A 24,365-nucleotide genomic window follows, 5' to 3' on the forward strand; every position below is an offset into this window, starting at 1 on the left:
TCCTCCTGTTTTTTTTCAAAATTTATCTTAATTTATTAAAAAGCAGCTTTATAAATGCTATATGCATCTTCTTTTTTTAATTCTCTAGGATTATTAACCAATAACCTTTCTTGCTTCATTGCATCTTCTGCCATCATTTCTAAATCCGACTCACCTACACCAACTTCTCTTAACTTAGTTGGCAAATTTAATTTTTTAATCAACCCTTCTAATTCTTCTATGTATTTCTCGGCTATTTCTTCGTTAGAACCTTTAAAATCAATATTTGGGAAAGTAACCCTTGCTAATTCCGCATAATATTTTGATGCAAGAGGTAAGTTAAATCTCATAACATGTGGTAAAACTAATGAATTACTTAACCCATGAGGCACATGAAAATGCCCACCAATAGGATAAGCTAACGCATGGACAGCAGCAACAGGTGAATTTGCAAATGAAATACCTGCTATAGTTGCGCCTAACAGCATATTTGACCTTGCTTCAACATCACTTCCAGTGAATACAGCTTTTTCAATATTTGTTCCAAGCAAATTCAAGGCCTCTTTAGCAAAAGCATCTGAAATTTTATTCTTTTTATATTTGCTTGTATAAGATTCAATAGCATGTACCATAGCATCAATGCCAGTCATCGCTGTAATTTTAGGCGGTAAATTCAAAGTTAAAATAGGATCAAGTAAGGCAACATCAGCATATAATATTTTAGAGACAACACCCTTTTTCTCGTTTATACCTGTAGTAACTATTGCTATAGGCGTAACTTCTGATCCTGTACCTGCCGTTGTAGGTATTTGAATTAAAGGAAGCCTTTCACCTTTTGCTTTATCAACTCCATAAATATTTTCTAAATTTTGTTCAGAAATTGATAAAAATGAAACTAGCTTAGCAACATCCATTGAGCTACCACCACCAAAACCAATTATACCATCAACAGATTCTTTTTTAGCAGTGTCAACAGCTCTTAATACAATTTCTTCTGGTGGATCTGCTACCACTTCAGAAAATATACAATAATCTAATCCTCCCTCTATCAAAACTTTTTCAACATTATCAACTAATTCATTCTCAATCAAACCTTTGTCAGTCACAATTAAAAACTTTTTAATCCCATACTCGCTAGCTAAATCATTAAGCTTAGTTAATGAATTAACTCCAAATATTAAATTTTTCACAGTTTGAAATGAAAACTCTTTCATAATTATCTCCTTTTAATTAATATTTTCCTGCTTTACAATCGTACCCCTTTCTATATAAAAAATCATATCCAATAATCCTACAGCATGTTTATACTCTGACTCAGTTATTAATATTGTAGTACCTAGTGATTTTAACTTTTGAAGTAGTTCAAGTAATCTTTTTGCTAACGCTGGAGCTACCCCTTCAAAAGGCTCGTCTAATAATAATATGCTTTTTCCAACAACAAGAGCCCTAGCTAAAGCAACCAATTTTTGTTGTCCACCACTCAACTGCGAAGCTTTTTTTTTAGCAAATTTTTTTATTTCTGGAATCATTGAATAAATTAAATCAAGCTTCTCATCATAATTATTTGATTTAAGGGACCACAATGGAAGCAATATATTTTCCTGCACGGTTAAATCAGGAACTAATCTTCTATCTTCAGGCATATAACCGATACCATATTTAATACGATTATATGGTGGATAATTTACAATATTTTCATTATTAAACAATATTTCTCCAGATTTTATTTTTAAAACCCCCATAATAGATCTTAATAATGTAGTTTTGCCAGCTCCATTTCTACCAACTAAACCTGCAAAAATACCATTTGGTATTGATAATGAAAGTTTCCTAATTATTGGTATCTTATTAATTTCAACATCTAACTCCTTAATTTCTAACATCTTGAACTCCTCTTGATATCCTTATCCTATAACATATTTTCTTACTAATTCATCTTTCAACACTTCATTTTTATGCCCATCTGCTATAATCCTACCTTCATGAAATGCAATAACTCTCTTAGAATATCGTTCTATTAATTCCATATCATGTTCTATAAACAGACATGTAGAATTCATATTCGAAACCACTTGAAATATTCTGTCCATTAATGGAATTTTTTCATCAGCAGCAACACCACTTGTTGGCTCATCTAAAATGATAACCTCAGAATTTCCAAGGGTTGCCATACATATATCTAATAATTTTCTTACCCCTTGTGGTAGAGCTGAAACAAAATGATCTTTGTAGTCAATTAAGCCAAAGTTCTCAAGTTGCACAATACATTTTTGGACTCTATCATCATTCTTTATCAATTTAAAGAAAGCTAGTTTCTCATTATTTAAAAGAGCTTCAGCAATAAGCATATTTTCTAATACAGTTAAGCTAGTAAAAAGCTGTGATATTTGAAAAGAACGTCTAATTCCAAGTTTGACAATATACTCAATATTATAATGAGTAATATCTTTCTTTTTATATAATACTTTTCCATGATCTGGTTTTAGATATCCCGTGATGATATTAACAAAAGTTGTTTTCCCAGCCCCATTTGAGCCAATAATTCCTATCAATTCATTCTTTTTAATCACGACGTTGATATCATTTAGTGCCACACTACCACTAAAATTCTTCTTTACATTTAACGTTTCTATAATTGTCACATTACCCCCCTAATTATTAACAACTTTTTTAAATTTCTTAAACACTGATAAAATTCCATTAGGTAAAAATATTATAATTATTAATAATGAAATTCCTAAAATTAACTGCCATAAATAAGGGAAGTAATTATAAGCATAAGTACGTATTAACTCATAAACAATGCTTGCAAATAAAGGACCAAATACATTATAAATTCCACTCATTAACCCAATAAAAACAAACTCTCCAGATGTGCTCCAATATGCCAAATCTGGATCAACATGCCCTGTCACTAAAGCAACTAATGCCCCTCCAATACCAGCTAAAATGGAAGAAAAAATATAATTTGCATACACAAGCTTGAAAACATTACCACCTAAATACTCAACTCTAATCTCATTTTCTTTAATTCCAAACGCTACAAAACCAAACTCTGAATTAAAAAATTTATAATTAACAATAGTTATTAACATAGATAAAACTAAACAATAACTAATTAACACTATATCTTTTATATTACCTATTAACGTAACACCAAACACAGTAACTTTATCAATATTAAAGCCATCTGTACTACCTAAATATGGAATTTTTACAATTAAGGCATATAAAATCATTGACAACGCCATAGTAAACATAGCAAAAAAGATATCTCTGTATTTACATAATATTAAACCTGTTATAACACTAACCAACACTACTGTTATTATCGTAATAATAAGAATTAAATTTATTTCGTATACCATAAAATTATTAATTAATAATCCCACAACATAACCACCTATACCATAGAAGAATCCTTGACCAAAAGAAACTAACCCCATTCTCATTAATAGTACTATTCCAACTACAACAATTCCTTTTGCTAATGATATTTTAAGTATAAAACTCAACCATTCAGGAACAACAAAACTTAATACAAATAATAAAATATAAACGATTAAAATCATTAAATAGTCTTTGCTTTTCTCAAACATCATATTTTCCTCACAACTGATTTGTAAAATAAACCTTGAGGTCTAAATAATAACACCAATGCCATAACTACATAAATAACAAAGAGATCAAATTGAGGAAAATAATGTATAGCAAAAGATCTCGCAAGTCCTACAATTAGTGCCCCTAATAAAGAACCTTCAATACTTCCCAATCCCCCTATCACAACAACAGCAAACGAAACAATAATTACTTCAACACCAATACCGGGCACAACAGAAATTGCAGGTGCAGTTAAGGCTCCTGCTACTGCACTTAAACTACATCCTAATAAAAACGTAAACAGAAATATTTTTGATACATTTATTCCTAAACAAACACTTACTTCCCTATCAAAAATAACTGCTAGTATCTTTTTACCAACTATAGTTTTGTTGATCATAAACCATAGCAAAAACCCAATTAATAAAGCTACCAAAATCAAAAATAAATCATACCCAACAAATGAGACATTACCTAGACTTATATTTCCAAACATTGTATACGGCTGATATGCAAAATACCCATCTACTCCCCACACTAATTTTATAATATCTTCAAACATCAACAATACTGCATAAGTAACTAAAACCATAAGTACTTCATCATTCCCATACATATAACGCAATAAAAACTTTTCCAAAATAAATCCTGTAATAATTGCTATAATAATAGAACTAACTATATACAATAAAAGTGCTATAAAATTATTCGTGTAATATCCATAATACCAAACTATTATAGAGGCTGCTGTATATGCTCCAATGGCATAAAAGCTCCCGTGCGCCATATTCAAAATTCTCATTACACCATATATTAAAGTCAATCCCACAGCTATTAAAAATATCCAAGAAGAATATATTAAAGCATCCACAAGCACTATCAATACTTCCATGACTCCTCCAATCATAATCCAGACCGGCTATAGATACCGGTCTGAATTTAACTACAATTCGTATATATTTAATTACATTTAGCACCAGGAAATCCTTGATTAATCCAATCTAGTGTTTTAACTCCGTCAGGAGGGCTAACGCATTCTGGAGAAAATATTACTACGTCTTTAACTGAAGGTTTACCATCTTTTTTAGTAAATTTTCCAACAGGAATTTCTTGAACTGCTTGATGTCCCTTACCAAGTCTCATATAAACTTTTCCACTTGGTGCTTCAAATTCAGCATATTCAAAAGCCTTAACAATTTTTTCTTTATCTTTAACACCAGCTTTGTCTACAGCATACTTAAGTCCAAGTATCGCTTGAGCCATTTTATAAGCAGGATATGTTGGAGGGATTCCATATTTTTTAATAAAATTTTTCCTAAACCATCTGTTCAACTCATTATCAGGGGCATAAACTCCAAACCTTCCTCTTCCAGCACCTAATATAGCACCTTCAGGCATTTGACCTTTTAACCTAAACATAGCAGTTTCACCACAAGAAAGAATTGGTGTCTGTTTTTTAAATAAACCTCTTGCAGATGCTTGTAATATGAATGCCTCCATATCTCCACCCCAGAAACTGCTATGAATATATTGAGCAGGTTTACTCATTAAAGTAGAAATTTCAGCACCATATTGCCCTGCAAATAATTTTGGAAAAAGGACGGCCTTGAACTCTATATCTGGTTTTAATGTTTTTAATGCAGAGGAAAACTCATTCCAAGAATCTATTCCCCATGAATAGTTTTGATTTATTGCAGATACATATTTTAAATTAGGATCTGTCTTAATTAAATATCTTGCTAATGCAATACTCTCTATTGCTGAATGAGTGCCTGTACGAAATACGTATTTATATGAATTTTCTTCAAAAATTCTATGTGTACCACAATCAAAAAATACTGTGATTGTACCAAGCTCATCAGCTACAGGAGCTATAGCTAAACAATCTCCGCTTGATATATAGCCTACAACTGCATCAACTTTTTCTCTTAAAACTAAATTTTTAAATTCTGCAACTTGCTTTGTTGTCCCTCCAGCTTCATCTATAACAACTGGAATTATTTTCATGCCAGCAAAGCCTTTTGAATTATAAGGTGCAGGTAATTTTCCTTTATTAATAGCATCAACCACTAAATCTGCAGCATTTTTTGCAGGAACACCAAAAGGTCCAGCTGCTGCTCCTGATAGAAAGGTTACAACGCCTAATTTAAATACTTCTGCTTTTACTGAACTATTAACTAAGCTTATTAAAAATATAAAGATCATAAAAAATGATGCAATCTTGCTTAAGCTCTTAAACATAAAACTCATAATACGCATGACATCCTCCTTTACTTTTATTTACTACACAGCTGCATTTTTTTATTTGCAATTTTGATGCCATCAAAAAAACCCTGTTCTATTAATGGATACTATTATTCTTTTCTATCTAATGATGAGCGCTTTTTTACCAATATGAGCGGTTTTGAACTATCATTAATGTGTTGATTTTATTGTTTTTTTGTATTATATTTTTTGAAAAATATAGGTAACTAAATCTATGTTATATAATAAAAGTGTTTTAATTATTGACGACGAAAAAAAATTAGTCAAATCATTGTCTATAACATTAGAAAATCTAGGTATATCAACATATAAAGCATATAATGGGAAAACTGGTTTTGAAATTGCCTTAAAAACAAAACCAAAAATAATTTTATTAGATATGCGTTTGCCAGATATTAATGGTTTAGAACTACTTAAAGATCTAAAAACTGAACTACCTGATACTGTTGTTGTAATTATTTCAGCTTACGGTGATGTTCGTACAGCAATAAACGCCGCCAAAAATGGTGCTACTGATTTTCTAACTAAACCGTTTGATATCAATGATATCATTAATTTAATAAAGGATGTTAACACCTTAAACAATAACTGTAATGACATTGAAATTCTAAATCAACTTATTGGAGAATCTCAAATAATAAAAAATCTAAAAAACAATTTAGTTAGGATTGCAAAAAGTTCCACTGACAAAATCCTTATTTATGGAGAAACAGGAACTGGAAAATCCTTAATTGCTCGTGCAATACATGAACTATCAAATCGTAAAAATAATCCTTTTGTAGAACTTAATTGTTCAACTATTCCTACTGAATTATTTGAAGCAGAACTTTTTGGTGCTGAAAAAGGCTCATACACAGGTGCAATTACAAGAAGAGAAGGTTTAGTGGAATTAGCCAATAACGGTACACTTTTTTTAGATGAAATATCAGAATTGCCTCTTAATCTTCAATCAAAATTCCTAAGTTTTTTAGAAAATAAAAAGTTTCGTCCCTTAGGATCTAAAAATGAACTATATGCAAATGTACGAATTATAGCGGCGACTAATAAAGATCTTAGTGACTTAGTTGAATATGGAGAATTTAGAGCTGATCTTTATTATAGATTAAACATAATAACTGTACATATTCCTCCATTGCGTGAGAGAATTGAAGATATACCTTTACTTTGCGAATATTTTGTAAATCATTTTGCATTTAAAGAAAATACCAAAAAAATTGTTTTAACAGATGAAGTTTTAAAAATTTTCAAGAACTATATGTGGCCAGGTAACATAAGAGAGCTTAGAAATTTAATTGAACGTTTAACAATATTATATCCTGGAGAAACAATCACTCAACAACATCTACCACCTGAATTTTACCATACACAAGATAACTTTAAACACGATAGTCAATTAAAAGCACATAACTCTGATAGTATATTAAAAGAAAAATTAATGACTACTGAGTATAACTTAATCTTAGAAGCATTAAAAACAACTAACTATCATAAAAGTAAAGCTGCAGAATTATTAGGAATTTCTCGTCATGCACTGAAAAGAAAATTAAAAAAATACGGTATTAGTTAAACATGAAATCTATTAAATTAATCATCTTAATTTTTTTATTAACATTCTCGTTTAACTCTTATAGTAATGGAACATTGATTTTAGGGTTTCCACCAAAGTCAGCAAATGTTAGAGTTGGTTGTCTTTATCCTCTAAGTGGTCGTAATAAATTATATGGTTTAGATAGCATAGAAGCTATTAAGTTAGCTTTAAAAGAAAATAACAATACATCATTAAAAATCAGTGTTATAATTGAAAATACAAAATCAAAACCATATATTGCTGCTAAATTAGCTAATTATTTAATAAAAAAGTATAAAGTTAATTTTTTATGCGGTGTAGTAAGTTCAGCAGTTGCTCTTACTGTAACCAAAATTGCTAAAAATGAAAAAATACCTTTTTTAGGTACAGATCATTCATCTTCAAGATTAACAATTGAAGAGTTTCATAAGTATTACTTTCGAGTAACTAACAATACCTTACAATCAATGAGTGCTGGAGCTTTATTTTTAAAAGAATTAAAAGAAAAACTTAAATGGAAAACAATTGCTTTTATTGGCCCTGATTATGAGTATGGACATAGAGCCTGGATGGATTTAAAATTAGCATTAAAAAGTCTTAATATTAAATTTAAAATTGTTGGTGAATATTGGCCGAAATTATTTGAACCTGATTATACATTATACATTCAAAATTTATTAAGAAATAAACCAGATATTCTTATTAATGCTCATTGGGGACAGGATTTAGTTGCCTTTTTGAGGCAAGCAAAAAATTTTGGTCTTTTAGATAAAGTCATATTTTGTAATTTTGATACTGGAGGAAACTATGAGGTAATGGCTTCTCTTCAAAGTGAATTACCCTCGGGACTTATTTTAGGCGCAAGGCATTATAATAACTGGCCTCAAACAAAAGATAATATAAACTTTGTAAATTCTTTTTTTAAACAAACAAATAGATATCCCAGTTATGTTGCACACGGTGCTTATGCAGGTATAAAAGTGATTTTCGAAGTATTAAAAAAAGTTAAACACATTAACAACAAAGAAGAAATTATAAAAGCATTAGAACATTTAAAAATTAAATTGCCTAAAGATCCAGATAATTTTACATCATTTTTTAATCCAAAGACTCATCAAATAATGCAAGTCATAGCACTTGGTGAGACAGTTCCTAATTTTAATTATCCACCTGCTACACGCATGTTAGGTAATTGGAAAATATACTATCCTACAGCTTTAGAACAAATAATAAATAGTGTAAGAAATAAATATCTAACTCAAAATGTCAATTATTAAAGTTTTAATTCAAAAACCTTTAAATTTTATAAAATTCTTTAACAAGTCGATAACACGAAAGTATCTTGTTTTAGCATTATTAACAACACTTTTACCAACATTCCCCATATTTATGTTATATGATAAATACACCATAAAACTTATCAATAAACTTAATAAAAACCAATTAAATGGTTTATTAACTGTAGCAGCCAACAAAATGCAAAATTATCTAAATTCAAAGATATCACAGATTCAATCTATTGCAGATTTACCATCTATTATCAATTTCTTAGAAAGCAAAAATATTAAAATTCTTCAAAATTCCACTATAGATATTATTTCTTATGAAATAGATAAAAGTGATACTTTTGGCTTAATAATTTTCGATGAAAAAGATAATATTATTATATCATTTCCTGGCCAAATTGCATCAGGTCCTCCGTATTTCGGATCATCAAATTTGGATTTAACTAATTTATATATTACAAAATTTAAAAATGATATAGAAATTGTCGGCCCATATCCACCAAATAAAGGTTATTCTGGTTGGTTTTTAATTCGCAAAATCATAAAAAAAAATAATACTATACTAGGAAGTGTAGCTTTACATTTACGATTAGCATCGCTGACTGAAATTATTGGTAATTTATCTACTTCAAAATACTATAGATTCATTTTACTTACCCCTGATAACATTTACTCCAGTATAGGTATCCCAATATCAGAAAGATATCTTCCTGATATTATAACAGGTTATCCCATAATTCCAGGATGGTATTCAGGTGTTATAAAAATCAATTTAAGCTCATCTAATTTCGGAATAATTCGAGAATATTTATTAGTTTTATATATAATAAGCATTATAATTATAATTTTTATATTTCATAGACTTTCTCAAAGAATGAAACAAGATATATTTCCTTTAATTAAAGCTGCTAAAAAAATCGCAAATGGTGATTTGAATTATAAAATAAATATAAAAGGGGAAAATGAAATTTCATCTTTAGCTCAAGAATTAGAAAAAATGAGAAAACAATTAAAATATTTCATAGATAATAAAATTTATAATGAAAGAAAAATGCTTATGGGGCAACTATCAATTAACATTGCCCATGAATTAAAAAACCCATTAGCAACCATAAAAACAAGCATCCAATCATTGCTTTTTAGAGAATCTGATTTTCAAAAAAAAGAATTATATATTATGATTGTAGAAGAAATTGACCGTATTAACATCATTATCAATGAACTTTTATTATTCTCTAATTCCAAGAAACCCAAAATAACTATATTTGTACTTAAAAACCTAATTAATAAAATTGAAGTTCTTTTTAAGTCAACTTTTTCTAATAATAATATTAAGTTCATCAAAAAAGGTAACTTTGAAATTAAAATTAAAGCCGACAAAAATCATATTTTTCAAATTTTATATAATTTAATTATTAACTCCATAGAAGCTATGCCAAATGGTGGATTACTAGTAATATCTTGTAAAGCTGCTAATAATGAAGCAAAAATAGAAATTAGAGATACTGGTTCTGGAATACCTAAAAAATATTTAGATTTAATAACTACACCTTTTTTTACAACAAAGAAAAATGGACAAGGACTTGGATTGTCAATAGCTTTAGAATTAACAAAAATTAACAATGGAAAACTAGAATTCATTAGTACCTTGGGTAAAGGGACAACAGCTATACTTACCCTTCCCTTAAAATAAACATTGGATCATAAGACTCCGTAACAAAAACAGTCAAATCCTTCTTAGTTTATGTTAACTAAAAATAAGATCTAAAACCTAAAAATGAGGTTATTTAGTCATTGCTGAAAAACATCTAATATTTTGATATTACTTGCAAAAATAAGATTTCAGTGCTAATATTCCCCTAGAAAATACCTCAATTTTGTCAAAAAACTGGGGGATGAAATGAAATCAAAAAAACAAGAACATATGATAGAACAACTAGTAAAACCAGTTTTAGTTAACATGATAGACTTAAAACATCCTTTAGTAGAATTAGCAGATTCTATAGATTGGGAAAAGCTAGAAGAAATATTCGGTAAACTTTACCATGAAAATCAAGGTCGTCCAGGAATAAAAATTAGATTGATGATAGGTCTTCATTATTTGAAATACACCTATAATATGAGTGACAGAGAAGTGTTATATCGTTGGTTAGAGAATCCATATTGGCAATATTTTGCCCGTATCGCTTTATTCGGACACCCGTATCGCTATCATTCGGACACTTTAGACACTAATTTTAAGACCCCTTCTATGCAAAACTAACCTCACGGTATTTTTTAGTATCACTAAACTATATTCTCCTCTGATTTCAGTTTTCTAACACTTTCTCCGCTAAGTTTTATCTTATGACTGCTATGTACCAATCTGTCAAGTATTGCATCTGCCACAGTGGCATTCTTTAGACAATCATACCAGTTATCAATTGGTAATTGAGAAGTAACTATTGTTGAATTCACGCCAACTCTATCCTCTATTACTTCTAATAAATCATTAGCTTCATCAGCCTCAAACGCACTGATACCAAAATCATCTAAAATGAGAAGATTAAACCTTGCAAGACGGGAAAGCATTTTTATATAACCCAAGTTTGACAGTTGATTTTGCAAATGATATTGTTTATTAATAAGATAGCGAAAACAAAAAGTGAAATTATTTACTACAAATGTCTCAACTTAGGTATAGGACAACCCAGAGCCTTAAATATCTTCTTTTGCCTATCAGTTACACGAGTAAGCGATATACCCCTTATCCCAGAATTCGTAAGATAACTCACTGTCTTCAATTTCCTCAGCTCAAATAATGCCTTCTCCCAGCTCAAATCTACACCAGCATCTTTCAATCTCTTCTCCATTATACTCGTTACCAACATTGATAGAAAACATAAGAATATATGACCCCTTATCCGATTCTCGCTAAAATGATACATCGGACGAACTTCAAGTGAATGCTTTAACTCCCTAAATCCATGCTCCACTCTCCATAACTTCTTGTAACTCTCTATTATCTCTTCCTTACTATAGTCAAGCTTACTTAAATTACTTACAACCATAAACCAGCCAAAACCAGATTCCAAACGATTAAGTACTTCCATATTAGGCTCTACATCAATCTTTCCATCTGATAATGAAAGTTTATACCACCTGCTCATGCCTTGCGACTTTAAAAAAGATTTCAACAGATGATACTTATCCGTAACACTTATCCGCTTCTTATTTATCTCTTGAAATTTGTTCTCAAAAAGAGATAACTTCTCACGATAACGCTTCATATTCAACCTGTAAGTCTCAGGATTAAACGATAATACATACCTCAATTTTGCCAATTTACCATTAGAGGTCTCATAATCCAATTCCTTCTCAAAAATAAATTCCTCTTCCTTATTTCTCTGATTCAAGTTTGCTTCTGATAAAATTTCTCTGCTAATCTTCTTATTCTTATCCTCTCCTATAATAAATGTCTGATCTCCTTCTATAAGCTTATCCAAATTTGAAGAACTTATCATTCCCTTATCTGTCACTATCGATACCTCTATAAGCTCTCCAAATCTCAACTTAATATCCTCAATAACTGATATTAACGTTGTCTTATCTACTCTATTACCTTCAAAAACATAATGACATAATGGAATACCTTCTTCTGTCATTACAACTCCTATCGTTACCTGTACCCTGTCAGGACGATTATCCCTAGAATATCCATACCTCCTAATATCCGATGAATCTAACTCTGATGAAGTCTCAAAATAGCTCGACGTTATATCATAAAAACACATCTTCAAATTCAAATCAAACATAGTCAACACTCTTTTAGCCAACTTATTCTCAATCTCTTTCTTATGTTTTATCAAAAAATCCATCGTACGTAGTAAATTCTCATAACTTATATCTTTTCTCTTCAATCCTGGAATATATACCGTCTCAAGCCAAGAAAGTAACTTTAGTTTACTCGATGGCTCCGATATCCTATTCGTCAATAATGCTTTAAAATGTGATACCACATCAAACTGTATCTTACTCTCCTTATCCTGCTTCTTTTTCAATTCTTGAAATAATTTCAGCTCCTTCAATATCGATAAAACCACAAATATATCACCAAAATCTTTGCTCTCACCAAATTCCTTTATGCTTTCGTAAAAAACTTCACCTTTTAATTTCATTATACTATCTACAAATTTATCTGCATCAGTTTCGAGAAATTTATCTAATGGACCGAAATGATATAATATTCTTGTTCTTGGTTTACCTTCTTCATTACGGTAAGATTCTACTAACTGTACAGCTTGGTGAATTTTACCTGAAGAGCTTTTTGATTTTACGACTCTCAAAAACATACATATAGATACCATAATAAAAACATTAAGTCAAGAAATATGAGACATACAAGAACAATATACGTACTACATCACACATTTTTTTTCAAGTTTTTTCAACACAAAAATCCTTTATTTAAAGCATTCCTGACAACGAGTATCTTGAAATACCCTCAGATTCTGTCAAACTTGGGTTATTACGAAAAAAATGGGGGGTGAAAGTTATACTATTACCTTATTTCGGGGGTTTTAAAGGGGGTTTACCCCCTTTAAATTTTCGTTAGAAAACTAATTTCCAAAGGATTCATACTGTTTTTATCCAATTTTCGGGGGATTTAAAGGGGGGTACCCCCTTTAAGTTATACTTACAAATGTTCCTAAAAAAGTATTTGCTTAATTATTAATAAGATATACTTTTTCAGCAGAAACTACTTATGTTTATTTCATAGAACACCAATCTGGTGTTCTTAGTTTATTTTGCAGTATAAAGGCAGTAATCAGTTCCTGTTCAATCCTGTAATTCCCTAAGTTTCTCATATATTCAGAGATTTCTTTTAAGATGCTGGAGTTTAATGTACTTGCATTATACTCTTTTTCTGCAGGCAGAAGATTTTCTATCATAATACTGACTGATTTTATTGTATCTAAGTCTGGATAGAAAACTGCTGCTTGGTTGTTGAATAGTAAGATATCGGCTATCATCAAACCTGATGGATCAACATCTCCAAAATGAATTATTTGTTTATCATTAAAAGGTTGCAATGCTCTACTTACCTCAGAAATATTCTGAAAACCACCAGCGTAAATGAAAAGGCTATTTTTAGGAGTGAGTTTGAAAAAAGGGGATAAATTTTCAAATATTACTATATATTTTGCATCTGTTACAATTTTACTCAACTTGTTGCTAAAACAGGAGAAAAAATTGTTTTTGGCCATAATATTTGTAATATCTTCATTATCAAAATACACTTTGTTGTCGCTTCGCAGATGAATAATGTTGAAATAATTTTCAGCTTTTTTATTAGATTTCTTGATATATTTATCAACTATTTTTCTTAATAAAGAGGATTGCTGTATGGTTTTTGAATTTCCAAAAACAACGGTGGAAATATGCCTTAGATCCCGATTTTCAGGCTCATGTTTTTCCAGATACTTGTAGAGTTTATATGCCTTTTCTAATGATTCAATATCTTTTGGATGTATATTTTCAGATTTTAGAAAATTATATTTTTCAACTATATCTTTGCAATGTTTGTTAAAAAATTTTTTTAAATAATCAACATCACCAACAACGATTTTTCTGTTTTTTCTTATAACAATCCCGGCATTGATAAATTCATCAACGCACTTTGAATAACTGCATTCACCTGTTTCTAAAAGTTTTAATAAAAGAAGACACCTTTTAAGCATCATTTAATTTTCACTGAAAAAGCATTTTTAGTAGAAATTAGTTTATCATAGCTGCTTGTGTCAATGTAAATTTTCGGTTTTGTTTGTTATTGATATACTTTGAGATTGCTTCGCTATCGCTCGCAATGACGACTTCATTACCGTCATCGCGAGGAGCAAAGCGACGAAGCGATCTCTTTTAATTAACGCTGAAAAACTTTGTTTTTCAGCATTAATTATTTAATTCGAATCTGACATGCGGCATGACAACACCGTTTTCACCGGATATCAGATGATAATGCATCCCTTTGTTGAAGTTTGGAAGATTTGGAAGTGCTACAATTAATTGCAGCCCCCAGTTTTTGGCTATTTCATAAAGGGTATTCAAAGAATCTGCATCAAGGCGATCTGCTTCATCCAGCACAATGGGAAGCATTTTATTTTTGAGACTCTCATCTGATAATCGTGTAAGCATACTTAAAACTATAACAATGTTAGTGCCAAGATTTTCACCGTTTGAAAGTCCTCTGTTTCGCAGGTTGCCAAATTCGTCAAAAAGTTCAATTTCAATATCAAAGTAATTTTTGTAATCCAAGACATCATTTTCTGTTACCTGTGCTCTATTATATCCCAGGTTTTTTCCTAATTCTTTTATAAATTCTTCAAAATCTACGTTATCTGATTCTAATAAACTCATTATGGAACCTGATTGATGAATTTTCTGTAGTTTATGATATGCAGACCTTTCTTCCACTCTAAGTCTGATCTGTCTTATTTTACCAAAACGCACTGATTTTAAATCGTTATTTAATTTTCTGAGTGTGCTTTTTATTTTGTAAATATTCTCTTCAATACCTGTTTTAAAGTTACCGATTACTGCTTTAATATCCTCTTCAATCTGTAAAAGTTGCACATTGAGTTTTTCAAGATCTTCCTGTAGCTTTGATAATGACTGAAAGTTTGGAAATACCTTAACTACTGCATCATTAAATTGTTCTAAAATCCCAGAGGATTCTGGGTAATTTTTCTCATGTTTTTTCAAAAAGTTTTCAAGCTCCTTTTCAAATACACCTTTGCTTTTGTAAAATTCACTTTCTGTAATGTTAAACTGCTTTGGTGAAATATCCTCTTTGATCAAAGAGTTTGCTTCTTCATTGATTTTATGCAGTTTTTCTTCGTATATTTGAATATTTTCTTTTAATCTCTTTATTTCCTCCACCAATTTTTCTTGCCTGTATTCAATTTTTCGCCTTTTATCTTTGAGTTCATCTATTTCATTTTGCAGTTTTTCTTTAACATTTTTCAATTTTTCCTTTTCTCTGTGTAAAACTTCTATTTCTGTAAAATCAATTTCACCTTTTAAAATTTCCATTGGGTATTCATTTTCAAGTTGTTTTTTGGTGGCTTCAAGTTCATACTTACGTCGTTCTACATCCTGAATATCTTTTTCTGCTTTTGTGTATTGAACTTCTGCAGCCTGTAATTCTTTTTCAATTTTTTTCACTTCTTCCTGAATGATAATAAATTCTTCTTTTATTTTCTCAAGTTTGTCTGAAGCTTTAAGGTATTCCTGTTTATAATCATCTCTGGCGTAATAAGATTTAAGCCTTTGGATGATAGTGAAATCATTTTTTATCTTTTTATAAATGAAACTTTTTTCTTCAATTAATTCAATCTGTTTCTGTTTTTCCTGAACCTCATTCTCCAAATGAGCCATATCCAAATATTCGAAAATGTATATTAAATTGTTTATATCATTCAGTATGTTTGAGTTACTAAGAATTTTCTGTTCAATTTCATCTATTTCTTTTTCTAATACTTTGATTTCATTTAAAAGGGCATCTGCTTTCTGTTTTCTCGATTTTTCACCTATTATTGGATATTTTGGCTTAGGCTCAAATCTGATTATATTTGGTGAGTTTTTATCTGTCACTAAATAACCATCATTTACACTTTCTGCAATAAAATCATCAATATTGATATCCTTTTTATTTATGAAATAAAGGCGCCTGTTTCCTTTTGCGTAACTGTATATTTCATCAGGATGTTCTAATATCGCTGCATATTTCAGTTCACCAAGGATCGATTCAAGTTTTTCACTTTCTTCGAGAGAAACATTATCGAACATTTTGTATAAAAATTTACCTTTAAAATTTTTTAAAGTATCAGGTAACACAATTTTACCTTTTAAAAGTTCGTTTACTTCTCTGTTTTTCTCTATGATTTCTTCTTTATAGGCTTCTTTCTGCTTCTTTAAGTTGAAAATCTCAGATTCTTTAGCTTTAGCTATTTTTTGCAGTTCTTCTTTTGATGTAAATGTTATGCCGATACTTTTTAACTTGTTTTTTAAAGTAGAAGCTTTTCTATGGTATTCGAGTTTTTCCAACAATGCATCATATTCTTTTTTAAAAAAGTGTAAATTTTCAATATCTTTTGATACCTGTTCCCAGTAGTTTAAAACCCGCTCAAAATCAGTTAGATTATCTACTTTCTCTTTTGTTATCTCCAACATTTTTTGGAAATGTTTTTGAAATTCTAAATAATTTTTGTAGTGATAAGATAAAGCCTTTAGCTCACCTTCTATTTTTGCTTTTTCTATTTCCAGAGTATGTTTTTTTGATTTTAGTTCTGCAATCAATTCCTGTTTTTTGGTAAGCTCATCGTATAGCTTTTTATAAACCTTCTGGATTTCTATCAATTCGCTTTGAATCTTTTTCAATTCATTTGAAATGGATGAATATTGCTCATATGCTCGAAAATTTCTTTCTAAATCCGAAATATTTAACAACAATTTTTCCAACTGTTCCTCATTAAATTTCAGTTCTTTGCTTTTTTTATCCAATATTTTGTTTATCTTTTCAATTTCTACATTTTGTTTTTTTATAATGGTTTCTTTATCGATTATTTCTGTTTTAGCATTTTCTAATTTTGAAGTATAAACGTTTAATTGATTACTAAAATATTTGATTGCTTTATCGTAATACTCTTTTGCCGCCTCTTCCAGATTGGAAATTTCTTCTTTAATCATTTTTATTTGTGATATTTTTCTGACAATGATGCCACGTTGTTTGATACTTTTGGTCAGAGAGTAAATTAGCTTTCGTGGACTTGAATCACCTGTGGATAGCATATCTTTTATCATTTTTTTACCTTGCCTGAGTATTCCGGTTGAGATGGATCTGTATAATGTTGAGAACTCAGATATCCTGGATGAAATATTGATCGCCAGAATCCCTTTTTCGTATAAATAATTGTGATATTCAGTTATTGTTTGAAAGTTTTGAAACCTCATTTCAGGATATTTATTTAATAGATGTTTTGTTAATATCTGAAAATTATCTAAAAGCAAATTTCCGTCAAAAAAATCATCAGGAATAACTTTAACATTTTCTATTGCAAACGGCTTTATATCCACTTTCATGTCAGGATTTTTTAGCAGTCTGATGCCAAAAGATATTTTATGATTTATATGAGCGGTATTTTCGGCAGAGTTTATATTGAAAACAATATATCCTGCAGAGCCATACATATAATCGCCAAGTGAGCGGTCATCTTTTTGTGTGGTTATATTAAATTTTGTATAATGCTGATTGGCAATGAGGCCTATCTGGATAGCATCAAGTAGCGTTGTTTTGCCGACACCATTTTTACCAAACAATGAAGTAAAAGTTTTATCAAAATAAATCATGCACTTTGGGTATAGTTTGAAACCGATAACAATGAGTGATTCAAGATAAATTCTATCTCTTTTCAAAATAACGGACATTTTTAATCTTCCTCTACAATATCAAAATCTGTCTCATTGATGAAAATATTTAGAAGCTCACCAATATCCATATCTTCGTTGTTCTGTTTATCATAAAGTTCAAGTGCAAGATCAAAAAATCTCTTAATGCTACCTTTTATTTCGATTTTAGAGTTTGCAATGTTAGCAGGAGTGCCATCTACAATATCTATAAAATTATATTTGTTAAGCTGTCGCAATGTCTTTGCATAGTTATCCTTCACTGTTTCAAGACGCTTGTCGGATTCATAAAAATTCTGCATTTTTTTAACAAATATCTCATACAGATGTTCTAACGCAAATATAGAGTTTAACTCTTCAAACAACTCATTTGCATTAAATGTAGGATCTTCCATATTTTGGAAAAACTTTAAACTTAGATACATCCCAAGAAATGTTTCAGATTTGCTGAAATATTCAAATGAAGTATATCTGTCCTTTTTAAGAACTGAAAGATAAAAGTTGCTATCGTAATTTTGTAATTTATATCCTAAAAATTCATAATATTCAGACAAAATTTCAATATTTTCCTCTATAAAGGCATATTCGGAAGGCATATTACTTGCAGAAATGTTAACACCATCCAAAAGTAAATAATTAACTTTTCTAAAGATAGAATTATTTTCCCTGATGAGTTTCTCTAAACTGTTCTCTGTCATTTATACCTTTTTTTTGCTTTAATATAATGTTTGATAAGTAACAATTTTCATATTTGAATTCTGTACTGTCCAATATTACAGACACTTTTTCTGAAATTTCAAAAAGTATTTTGTTATAATATTTAGGCAAATTACTTTCCACCAGAGGGAATTTTATAATCTCGGAGATATAGTCTATTTCCCCTTCTTTTTCAAGTTTCATTAATAAATGCTCTATTATTTTTTCAATTTCTTTTTTCTCAAATGTATCTATCTCTTCATGTGTAATAATATTTTCTGTGTATATATAAACTGGTTTTCTCGGCCTTGTTTTCCATTTGTATTTAAAATCTTTAACTCTGAGACGACTTGGTTTTCTAAGTAAAACCTTCTTTTTAGTAAAAAACAAAAGCAGTTTTTTTTGAAATTGCAAAATATTATCCAATGAACTGATGCTTATTTGTGAAGTGATAAGACTGACATGTCTGTTTATAAATTCTGTGACATCGGTTAATGTATTTTCAAGTTCATTTTTGATACTGAATAATTTTCGATAAGCTTTGTGGATACTGTCGATTGTATCGCCATCATTTTGACATTTTTTCTCAAGAATATTCATAAAATAAAGGATTTGATTATAAGCAGAATATTTTGATAAAGAGGTGGCAATTTCTTTTAGCAAGTTGCGAATTTTTTCCAGATATTCTAAAAAATGAGTAAAAGATTCTTCATTACCACTCCTGATGGATGCTTTTATTTCTGCTTTTATATCCAATATCTCTTCTTTAATCTGCATAATTTTTTTATCTATTTTAAATATTAGATCAAAAAAAGTGTGTTTGAAAAATCCATAGATTTCATTAATAGAAGCATTTTCAAGGTTTTTTAGAGCTATATAAATGGTATTTAGATTGCTTTCCACATCTGAAATGGTTTCCAGATCTTTTGAAAATAATCCGTTTAAAATACTTGAACTTATTTCTGATAAGTAGTAAGCGTTTTTCTCAGTGGCAGAATACAATAAAAACCCTTTTTTTAAAAGGTTTTCCATTACAGTATCAGTTTTTATTGGGATATTACAGTTAAACTGACTCAAGTATCCCATACTTCTTTGTATCGCTATATTTACGATTTCTTTGTCTATAAAATCGTTTTCATCTGATTCTTCTTTATGGATATGCAAAAGATAAAGTGTTACAATTTCTACAGGTGAAAGCGTAATACCATCTGGAAATTTTGTAAGTAAGTTTTTTATTTTTTCTATAATTTCCGCTTCAGTCATAAACTGATTTTATAACATAAATTATTATTCGTTGCAAAAACTTTGTAGAAAAACCAATTTAAGGATCAACTTTTGATTGATTTTATACAAAATTTTATTACTATACATCAACCGTGAGATACGTATGAAGAAAAAGAAAAAAATTGAAAAAATTTATATTAAAACATGGCTTGATATTAAACCTTATACAAAACAGACTTCCTCGGATAATTATTACCTGGAAGTTGCAAATAAAGTCAAAAACATTCTTCTTTCAAGCAAATATAAGAATGAGTTAATTGAAACTTTAGATGATGATTTTATAGATTTATTATCTGTTTTTCTGACATCATATTTAGAAGATATTGTTTCTGAACTAAATATCTGGAGCACTTTTATACACCTACATAATAAGCTATATAATAAGCTGTTACCCTTTTACAAACCAAGTGAATACAAAAGAAATGATTTAAATTATGAGGATATCTGTTTCTTGCTCTGGTATTATATGAGTTTAACGGAAGATGATCCCCTACTGGAACCTGATCATGAAATAGTAATAAACCTGGCAGAAGAGATTTTCAATCTCTTTCTTAAAACTAAAGATAAATTGCCTAAAAACAAATTTTTAAAACAATTTTACTATATTGATGGAAATGAAGAAAATTTTTATAAAATTCGAGATATTATTCAGAACATATTATTTTCCACCTATTTATTTTTTCCAGATACAGGAATTGATTACATATATAAACTTGAAAATTTCATGATTAAACTTCCTGAAAAAATAAATATGCCAGAAGATATTATAAAAATGAAAAATATATTCAAAAATGATTTCACCTGGAAAGCAAGAACTAAGTTGTTAAGCTTAAAAGGGAATGAATGGTTAGCTGAAATGCTTGGAGATAATCATCCCCTTTATGATGCTATCAAGAAAATTTCACCAAAAGTAACATCTCACTTTTTATTCGAGTCAGAAGATGAAAACTATGTCTATTTAAAACATATCGCCACAGACAAGATCTTAAATGTAACAAAAAAGTCAATGCTTGATGTACCTTTTGATATATTAAAAAAAGACATACTTTTAATTGATCTTATAAAGTTTAAAGAGGACTGGTGGTTTTCAGGTGGAATTTATTTTATAGATTACGATGAAGATTTAATAGTTGAAGAAAAACAGTCCCTTAGCAGTAAGACAGCATTTAGCTTTCTATCACCGAAAAGGGAAGTAAAAGAAGTATTAAATTGGCATTGCGACTATTTTAAGGAATTTAACAAAGGTTCATTGGTTGCATTTATGCCTTTAAATGAAGTTAATAGCTTTTTAAAAAATTTTTTGGAATATATAAATGAATCAATCGCCAAAAAGTATGGCCTTTCAGATAAACCTACAATATTAATGCAAAATAACCTTTTTGATGAATTTGAAGATGGCTCTATGCCCGTAGTAGTCTTTTTTAATCCTGAGAGTGGGATTGAAATTTATTATGACATAATAAGTGCTTTTCCAGCGGAAAACAACCCCTATTTTGATGAAGAAGATTTTGATTGGGATTTCGAAGATCTGTTGACATCAGATGATTACCCTGCTACTTTAGCAAAATATTGTATTGAAAATTTTAGAGATAAAATTGATTTTTTTAATGATGAAACAGAATACATTATTGAAAATTTAGATTTTCTTTTAAGGTTCTGGAAAGTTCATTCATATTATTCTAATGTAAATTCTTATGTTTTTGTAGATACAATGCACAACGAACAGATATAATTTTTGCAAGGAAAATCAGGTTTACAGTATCACAGGTACAATAATTCCACAGTAAATGGTGCCTAAGATTCTTCACCTAAAAAAATATTTCAAAATATTGAGACTGCTTCGTCCCGAGCATCAAAATTAGTTCAAGGTTCAACACGTGTAATAATACCGTACGCATTGTAATTTCCGAATAATAAAACTTGAGTTGTGCGCAGTCAATATACTATACAAATGCTTTATTACACGCGTTCGATGTTCAACCACCGCCTATAAAGGTTATATGTTGCTATCAATACTATTCCAACATCAAGCAAATTATATCATTAGCCTTAATAAACACATATAGGCGGGGTAAAGGTTCAACCCGTGAAATACTAAATAGCAAATTTTAGCTTACAAGTAATGAACCTTATACTTATGTCTCAAAAAAAAAACATGTGTAAAAACTTTATTCCACGGGTTTAAGGTTAAATGTGAAATAGATGTTTGTAATTATTTGTAGTAATTTGTGGTTATTTATAGATATTTGTAGTTATTTGTACCAATTTACCTACTCACCTATTAACCGATTTACCTATTCACCCATCTACCCATCCGCTCATCTACACCTCCACTATACTACTCACTACTACACCTGTCGATGAAATTATTTTGATTGTTTTATACCATATTCAGTAAATTTGCGGAGTTACGGTTTAATTTATACATTTTAAGTGTTAAATCCCATCATTCTGCGATAATAACAATCTCCTTTATTATCAGAAAGAATTTCTTTAATTATACCTTCAACTCTTGTTTGTGATCGATAAAGATTGTAAATATAGCCAGAAATACGTGTATCACCAATAAGTTGATAACCATTGATTTTTCCGTTTTTTAAATACACACGGCGAAATAAATCATTGTTTTGCCACGTAATTGCTTCACCTTCAAAAGCTCCTGCGGAGATAATAGGAAAATTGATATGTTTTTTTAAAACATTTGTATTAATCGACCCCTCATATTTTGTTTTTCCATAAATAATGTTTCGAACTGCAGTACGAGCTTGCATCATTGCATTAGGATAAGTTGCATAAATTCCCGACTTACCGGTTATGGCATGGGGAGTAACTGCAACATCACCTGCTACATAGATATTTGAATCAGCTTTTAAGTTTTCGTCTACTTTTACACCGCTATCATCACCCGTTAAAGGTTCTGAATTTGGTGAAACACCAATAGCAACTATCATCAATTTTGTATCAACAGATTCTCCATTGCTTAATTTTACGCTCTTTAATTGTCCTGCTTCTTCGATAATATCAGAAACTACTGTTTGCAAACGAATATCAATACCTGTAATTTCTATTAATTTTTTAGTTGCAAATGCTCCTCCTTCTTGATCTGTCATTTGTGAGAGAACACGAGTATTTCTATGAACAAGAGTAACCTTCAAACCTCGATGCCACAAAGAAAGGGCGGCATCAACTCCAATAAACCCGCCACCAAATACAACAACTCTATCTATATTATTTTCACGAATATAACTATCTATTGCAAGCATGTCGGTAAGCGTTTTAAACCCAAATACTCCATGGATCTCAAGCCATTCTGGACGTGGATACCAACTTTTTCCTCCTGTTGCAAAAAAAAGCATATCATAAGTTTCTGTCATCCCGTTGTCGAGATATATCCGTCGACTTTCAGTATCCACTTTAACAACAGCATGTCCCAAACGAGTAGTAACGTTATAGCGTTTATAAAAATCTTGACCTTTCCAATAAACTGTTTCCAATGGCTCCCCTGCTAAAAAAAATGGCAAAACACAAGGTGAATAAGGAGGAAATTCCTCATTACCAATCATAACAATTTCATCTCTATAACCATTATGACGAAGCTTTTCAACAAATTCAGATGCAGCCATTCCGGTTCCAATTGTAACTATCTTCATGATTTTTCACCTCGACGGGCAGCAAATTCTTTTTTACGTAATTCTCTAAACAGTTCAATGTGCTTTGGCATATCCTCTTTATTCATTAAATACACTTTCAAACTTTTGACTGCTTTTTCATTACGTAATGGTTCAAATTCTTCAAAAGTAAGTGCATTACTATGACAGGCCTCCACACAAGCAGGAATTTTATTGTTTTTTAATCGTTCATTACAAAGGTCACATTTATATGCAACATCTCTGCCATATTTTGCTCTATGAGTCTCTTTAAAAGATATAGCATCAAAAGGACAAACCATCGCGCACATAGCACAAGCTTTGCAAAGGTCTGGATTAAGAATTACTGCTCCTGTCTCATTATCACGGGTAATTGCCCCTGAGGGACAAGCATCCATACACCAAGCTGGATCGCAATGACGGCAGGAAACAGGAAATGCTTCGTGTTCAACAGCAAGAACTCTAACATTAACTTGAGTTTTTTTATCTCCAAGCAAACCAAAAAGACTATGAGAAGGATGGTGTTCTATTGCACAAGCAATTTCACAAGCTTTACAGGCAACACACTTTTTGTAATCCACAAATATTTTTTTCATT

Annotated in this window: 19 protein-coding genes; 5 read left to right on the forward strand and 14 right to left on the reverse strand. The window is 30.1% G+C overall.

All coding sequences use genetic code 11. From position 1 onward, the window contains the following. Positions 1–35: 35 nt before the first annotated feature. The 6 genes from FHQ18_RS12080 to FHQ18_RS12105 form a co-directional block, all read right to left on the reverse strand. On the reverse strand, positions 36–1,193 hold the full coding sequence (locus tag FHQ18_RS12080) for an iron-containing alcohol dehydrogenase (protein WP_149267433.1): 1,158 nt from the start codon (positions 1,191–1,193) through the stop codon (positions 36–38). A 12-nt stretch (positions 1,194–1,205) separates the two neighbouring features. After that, the gene (locus FHQ18_RS12085) at positions 1,206–1,862 is read right to left on the reverse strand and encodes an ATP-binding cassette domain-containing protein (protein ID WP_149267434.1); all 657 of its coding nucleotides are present in this window, start codon (positions 1,860–1,862) and stop codon (positions 1,206–1,208) included. A 21-nt stretch (positions 1,863–1,883) separates the two neighbouring features. Further along, on the reverse strand, positions 1,884–2,621 hold the full coding sequence (locus FHQ18_RS12090; protein WP_149267435.1) for an ABC transporter ATP-binding protein: 738 nt from the start codon (positions 2,619–2,621) through the stop codon (positions 1,884–1,886). Between the two features lie 9 nt (positions 2,622–2,630). Continuing rightward, the gene (locus FHQ18_RS12095) at positions 2,631–3,581 is read right to left on the reverse strand and encodes a branched-chain amino acid ABC transporter permease (RefSeq protein WP_149267436.1); all 951 of its coding nucleotides are present in this window, start codon (positions 3,579–3,581) and stop codon (positions 2,631–2,633) included. Then, on the reverse strand, positions 3,578–4,471 hold the full coding sequence (locus tag FHQ18_RS12100) for a branched-chain amino acid ABC transporter permease (RefSeq protein ID WP_149267437.1): 894 nt from the start codon (positions 4,469–4,471) through the stop codon (positions 3,578–3,580). Before FHQ18_RS12100 ends, FHQ18_RS12095 begins: the two co-directional genes overlap by 4 nt. Positions 4,472–4,539: 68 nt before the next feature. Further along, the gene (locus FHQ18_RS12105) at positions 4,540–5,838 is read right to left on the reverse strand and encodes an ABC transporter substrate-binding protein (RefSeq protein WP_223144623.1); all 1,299 of its coding nucleotides are present in this window, start codon (positions 5,836–5,838) and stop codon (positions 4,540–4,542) included. Between the two features lie 220 nt (positions 5,839–6,058). Between FHQ18_RS12105 and FHQ18_RS12110 the strand changes: the two genes are divergently transcribed. From FHQ18_RS12110 to FHQ18_RS12125, 4 genes are all read left to right on the forward strand, one after another. Next, the gene (locus tag FHQ18_RS12110; protein ID WP_149267438.1) at positions 6,059–7,411 is read left to right on the forward strand and encodes a sigma-54-dependent transcriptional regulator; all 1,353 of its coding nucleotides are present in this window, start codon (positions 6,059–6,061) and stop codon (positions 7,409–7,411) included. A gap of 2 nt (positions 7,412–7,413) precedes the next feature. Beyond that, complete coding sequence (locus FHQ18_RS12115; protein ID WP_149267439.1) at positions 7,414–8,688, forward strand: ABC transporter substrate-binding protein; 1,275 nt, start codon at positions 7,414–7,416, stop codon at positions 8,686–8,688. A 112-nt stretch (positions 8,689–8,800) separates the two neighbouring features. Next, entirely contained in the window at positions 8,801–10,390 is a 1,590-nt protein-coding gene (locus tag FHQ18_RS12120; protein WP_223144624.1) for a sensor histidine kinase, read from the forward strand. Positions 10,391–10,597: 207 nt separating this feature from the next. Further along, positions 10,598–10,960, forward strand: a complete 363-nt coding sequence (locus FHQ18_RS12125) for a transposase (RefSeq protein WP_149267441.1) — start codon at positions 10,598–10,600, stop codon at positions 10,958–10,960. 23 nt (positions 10,961–10,983) lie between these two features. On the opposite strand, the gene FHQ18_RS12130 is transcribed toward FHQ18_RS12125, so the two are convergent. The 6 genes from FHQ18_RS12130 to FHQ18_RS12155 form a co-directional block, all read right to left on the reverse strand. After that, positions 10,984–11,304, reverse strand: coding sequence for an ATP-binding protein (locus FHQ18_RS12130; protein WP_342788503.1), 321 nt, complete (start codon positions 11,302–11,304; stop codon positions 10,984–10,986). A 50-nt stretch (positions 11,305–11,354) separates the two neighbouring features. After that, positions 11,355–13,028, reverse strand: coding sequence for an IS1634 family transposase (locus FHQ18_RS12135; RefSeq protein ID WP_149265531.1), 1,674 nt, complete (start codon positions 13,026–13,028; stop codon positions 11,355–11,357). A 417-nt stretch (positions 13,029–13,445) separates the two neighbouring features. After that, the gene (locus tag FHQ18_RS12140; RefSeq protein WP_149267443.1) at positions 13,446–14,420 is read right to left on the reverse strand and encodes a Wadjet anti-phage system protein JetD domain-containing protein; all 975 of its coding nucleotides are present in this window, start codon (positions 14,418–14,420) and stop codon (positions 13,446–13,448) included. A gap of 208 nt (positions 14,421–14,628) precedes the next feature. Then, positions 14,629–18,162 (reverse strand): ATP-binding protein, encoded by a 3,534-nt coding sequence (locus FHQ18_RS12145; RefSeq protein WP_149267444.1) that lies wholly within the window; start codon positions 18,160–18,162, stop codon positions 14,629–14,631. A gap of 2 nt (positions 18,163–18,164) precedes the next feature. Further along, positions 18,165–18,839 (reverse strand): condensin complex protein MksE, encoded by a 675-nt coding sequence (locus FHQ18_RS12150; RefSeq protein WP_149267445.1) that lies wholly within the window; start codon positions 18,837–18,839, stop codon positions 18,165–18,167. Continuing rightward, positions 18,799–20,100, reverse strand: coding sequence for a hypothetical protein (locus FHQ18_RS12155; protein ID WP_149267446.1), 1,302 nt, complete (start codon positions 20,098–20,100; stop codon positions 18,799–18,801). Before FHQ18_RS12155 ends, FHQ18_RS12150 begins: the two co-directional genes overlap by 41 nt. Positions 20,101–20,224: 124 nt before the next feature. On the opposite strand from FHQ18_RS12155, the gene FHQ18_RS12160 reads away from it, so the two are divergent. Then, positions 20,225–21,853, forward strand: a complete 1,629-nt coding sequence (locus FHQ18_RS12160; RefSeq protein ID WP_149267447.1) for a DUF3843 family protein — start codon at positions 20,225–20,227, stop codon at positions 21,851–21,853. A gap of 697 nt (positions 21,854–22,550) precedes the next feature. Here FHQ18_RS12160 and FHQ18_RS12165 read toward each other — a convergent pair. Together FHQ18_RS12165 and FHQ18_RS12170 are read right to left on the reverse strand one after the other, a co-directional pair. Continuing rightward, a complete protein-coding gene (locus FHQ18_RS12165) occupies positions 22,551–23,771 on the reverse strand; it encodes an NAD(P)/FAD-dependent oxidoreductase (protein ID WP_149267448.1) in 1,221 nt (406 codons plus the stop codon). Then, positions 23,768–24,364: a 4Fe-4S dicluster domain-containing protein gene (locus FHQ18_RS12170; protein WP_149267449.1), complete on the reverse strand. Its 597-nt coding sequence runs from the start codon at positions 24,362–24,364 to the stop codon at positions 23,768–23,770. The genes FHQ18_RS12165 and FHQ18_RS12170 overlap by 4 nt, the downstream gene beginning before the upstream one ends. Between the last annotated feature and the right edge of the window lies 1 nt (position 24,365).

It is taken from the genome of Deferribacter autotrophicus (genome assembly GCF_008362905.1).
GTDB classification, from domain to species: domain Bacteria; phylum Chrysiogenota; class Deferribacteres; order Deferribacterales; family Deferribacteraceae; genus Deferribacter; species Deferribacter autotrophicus.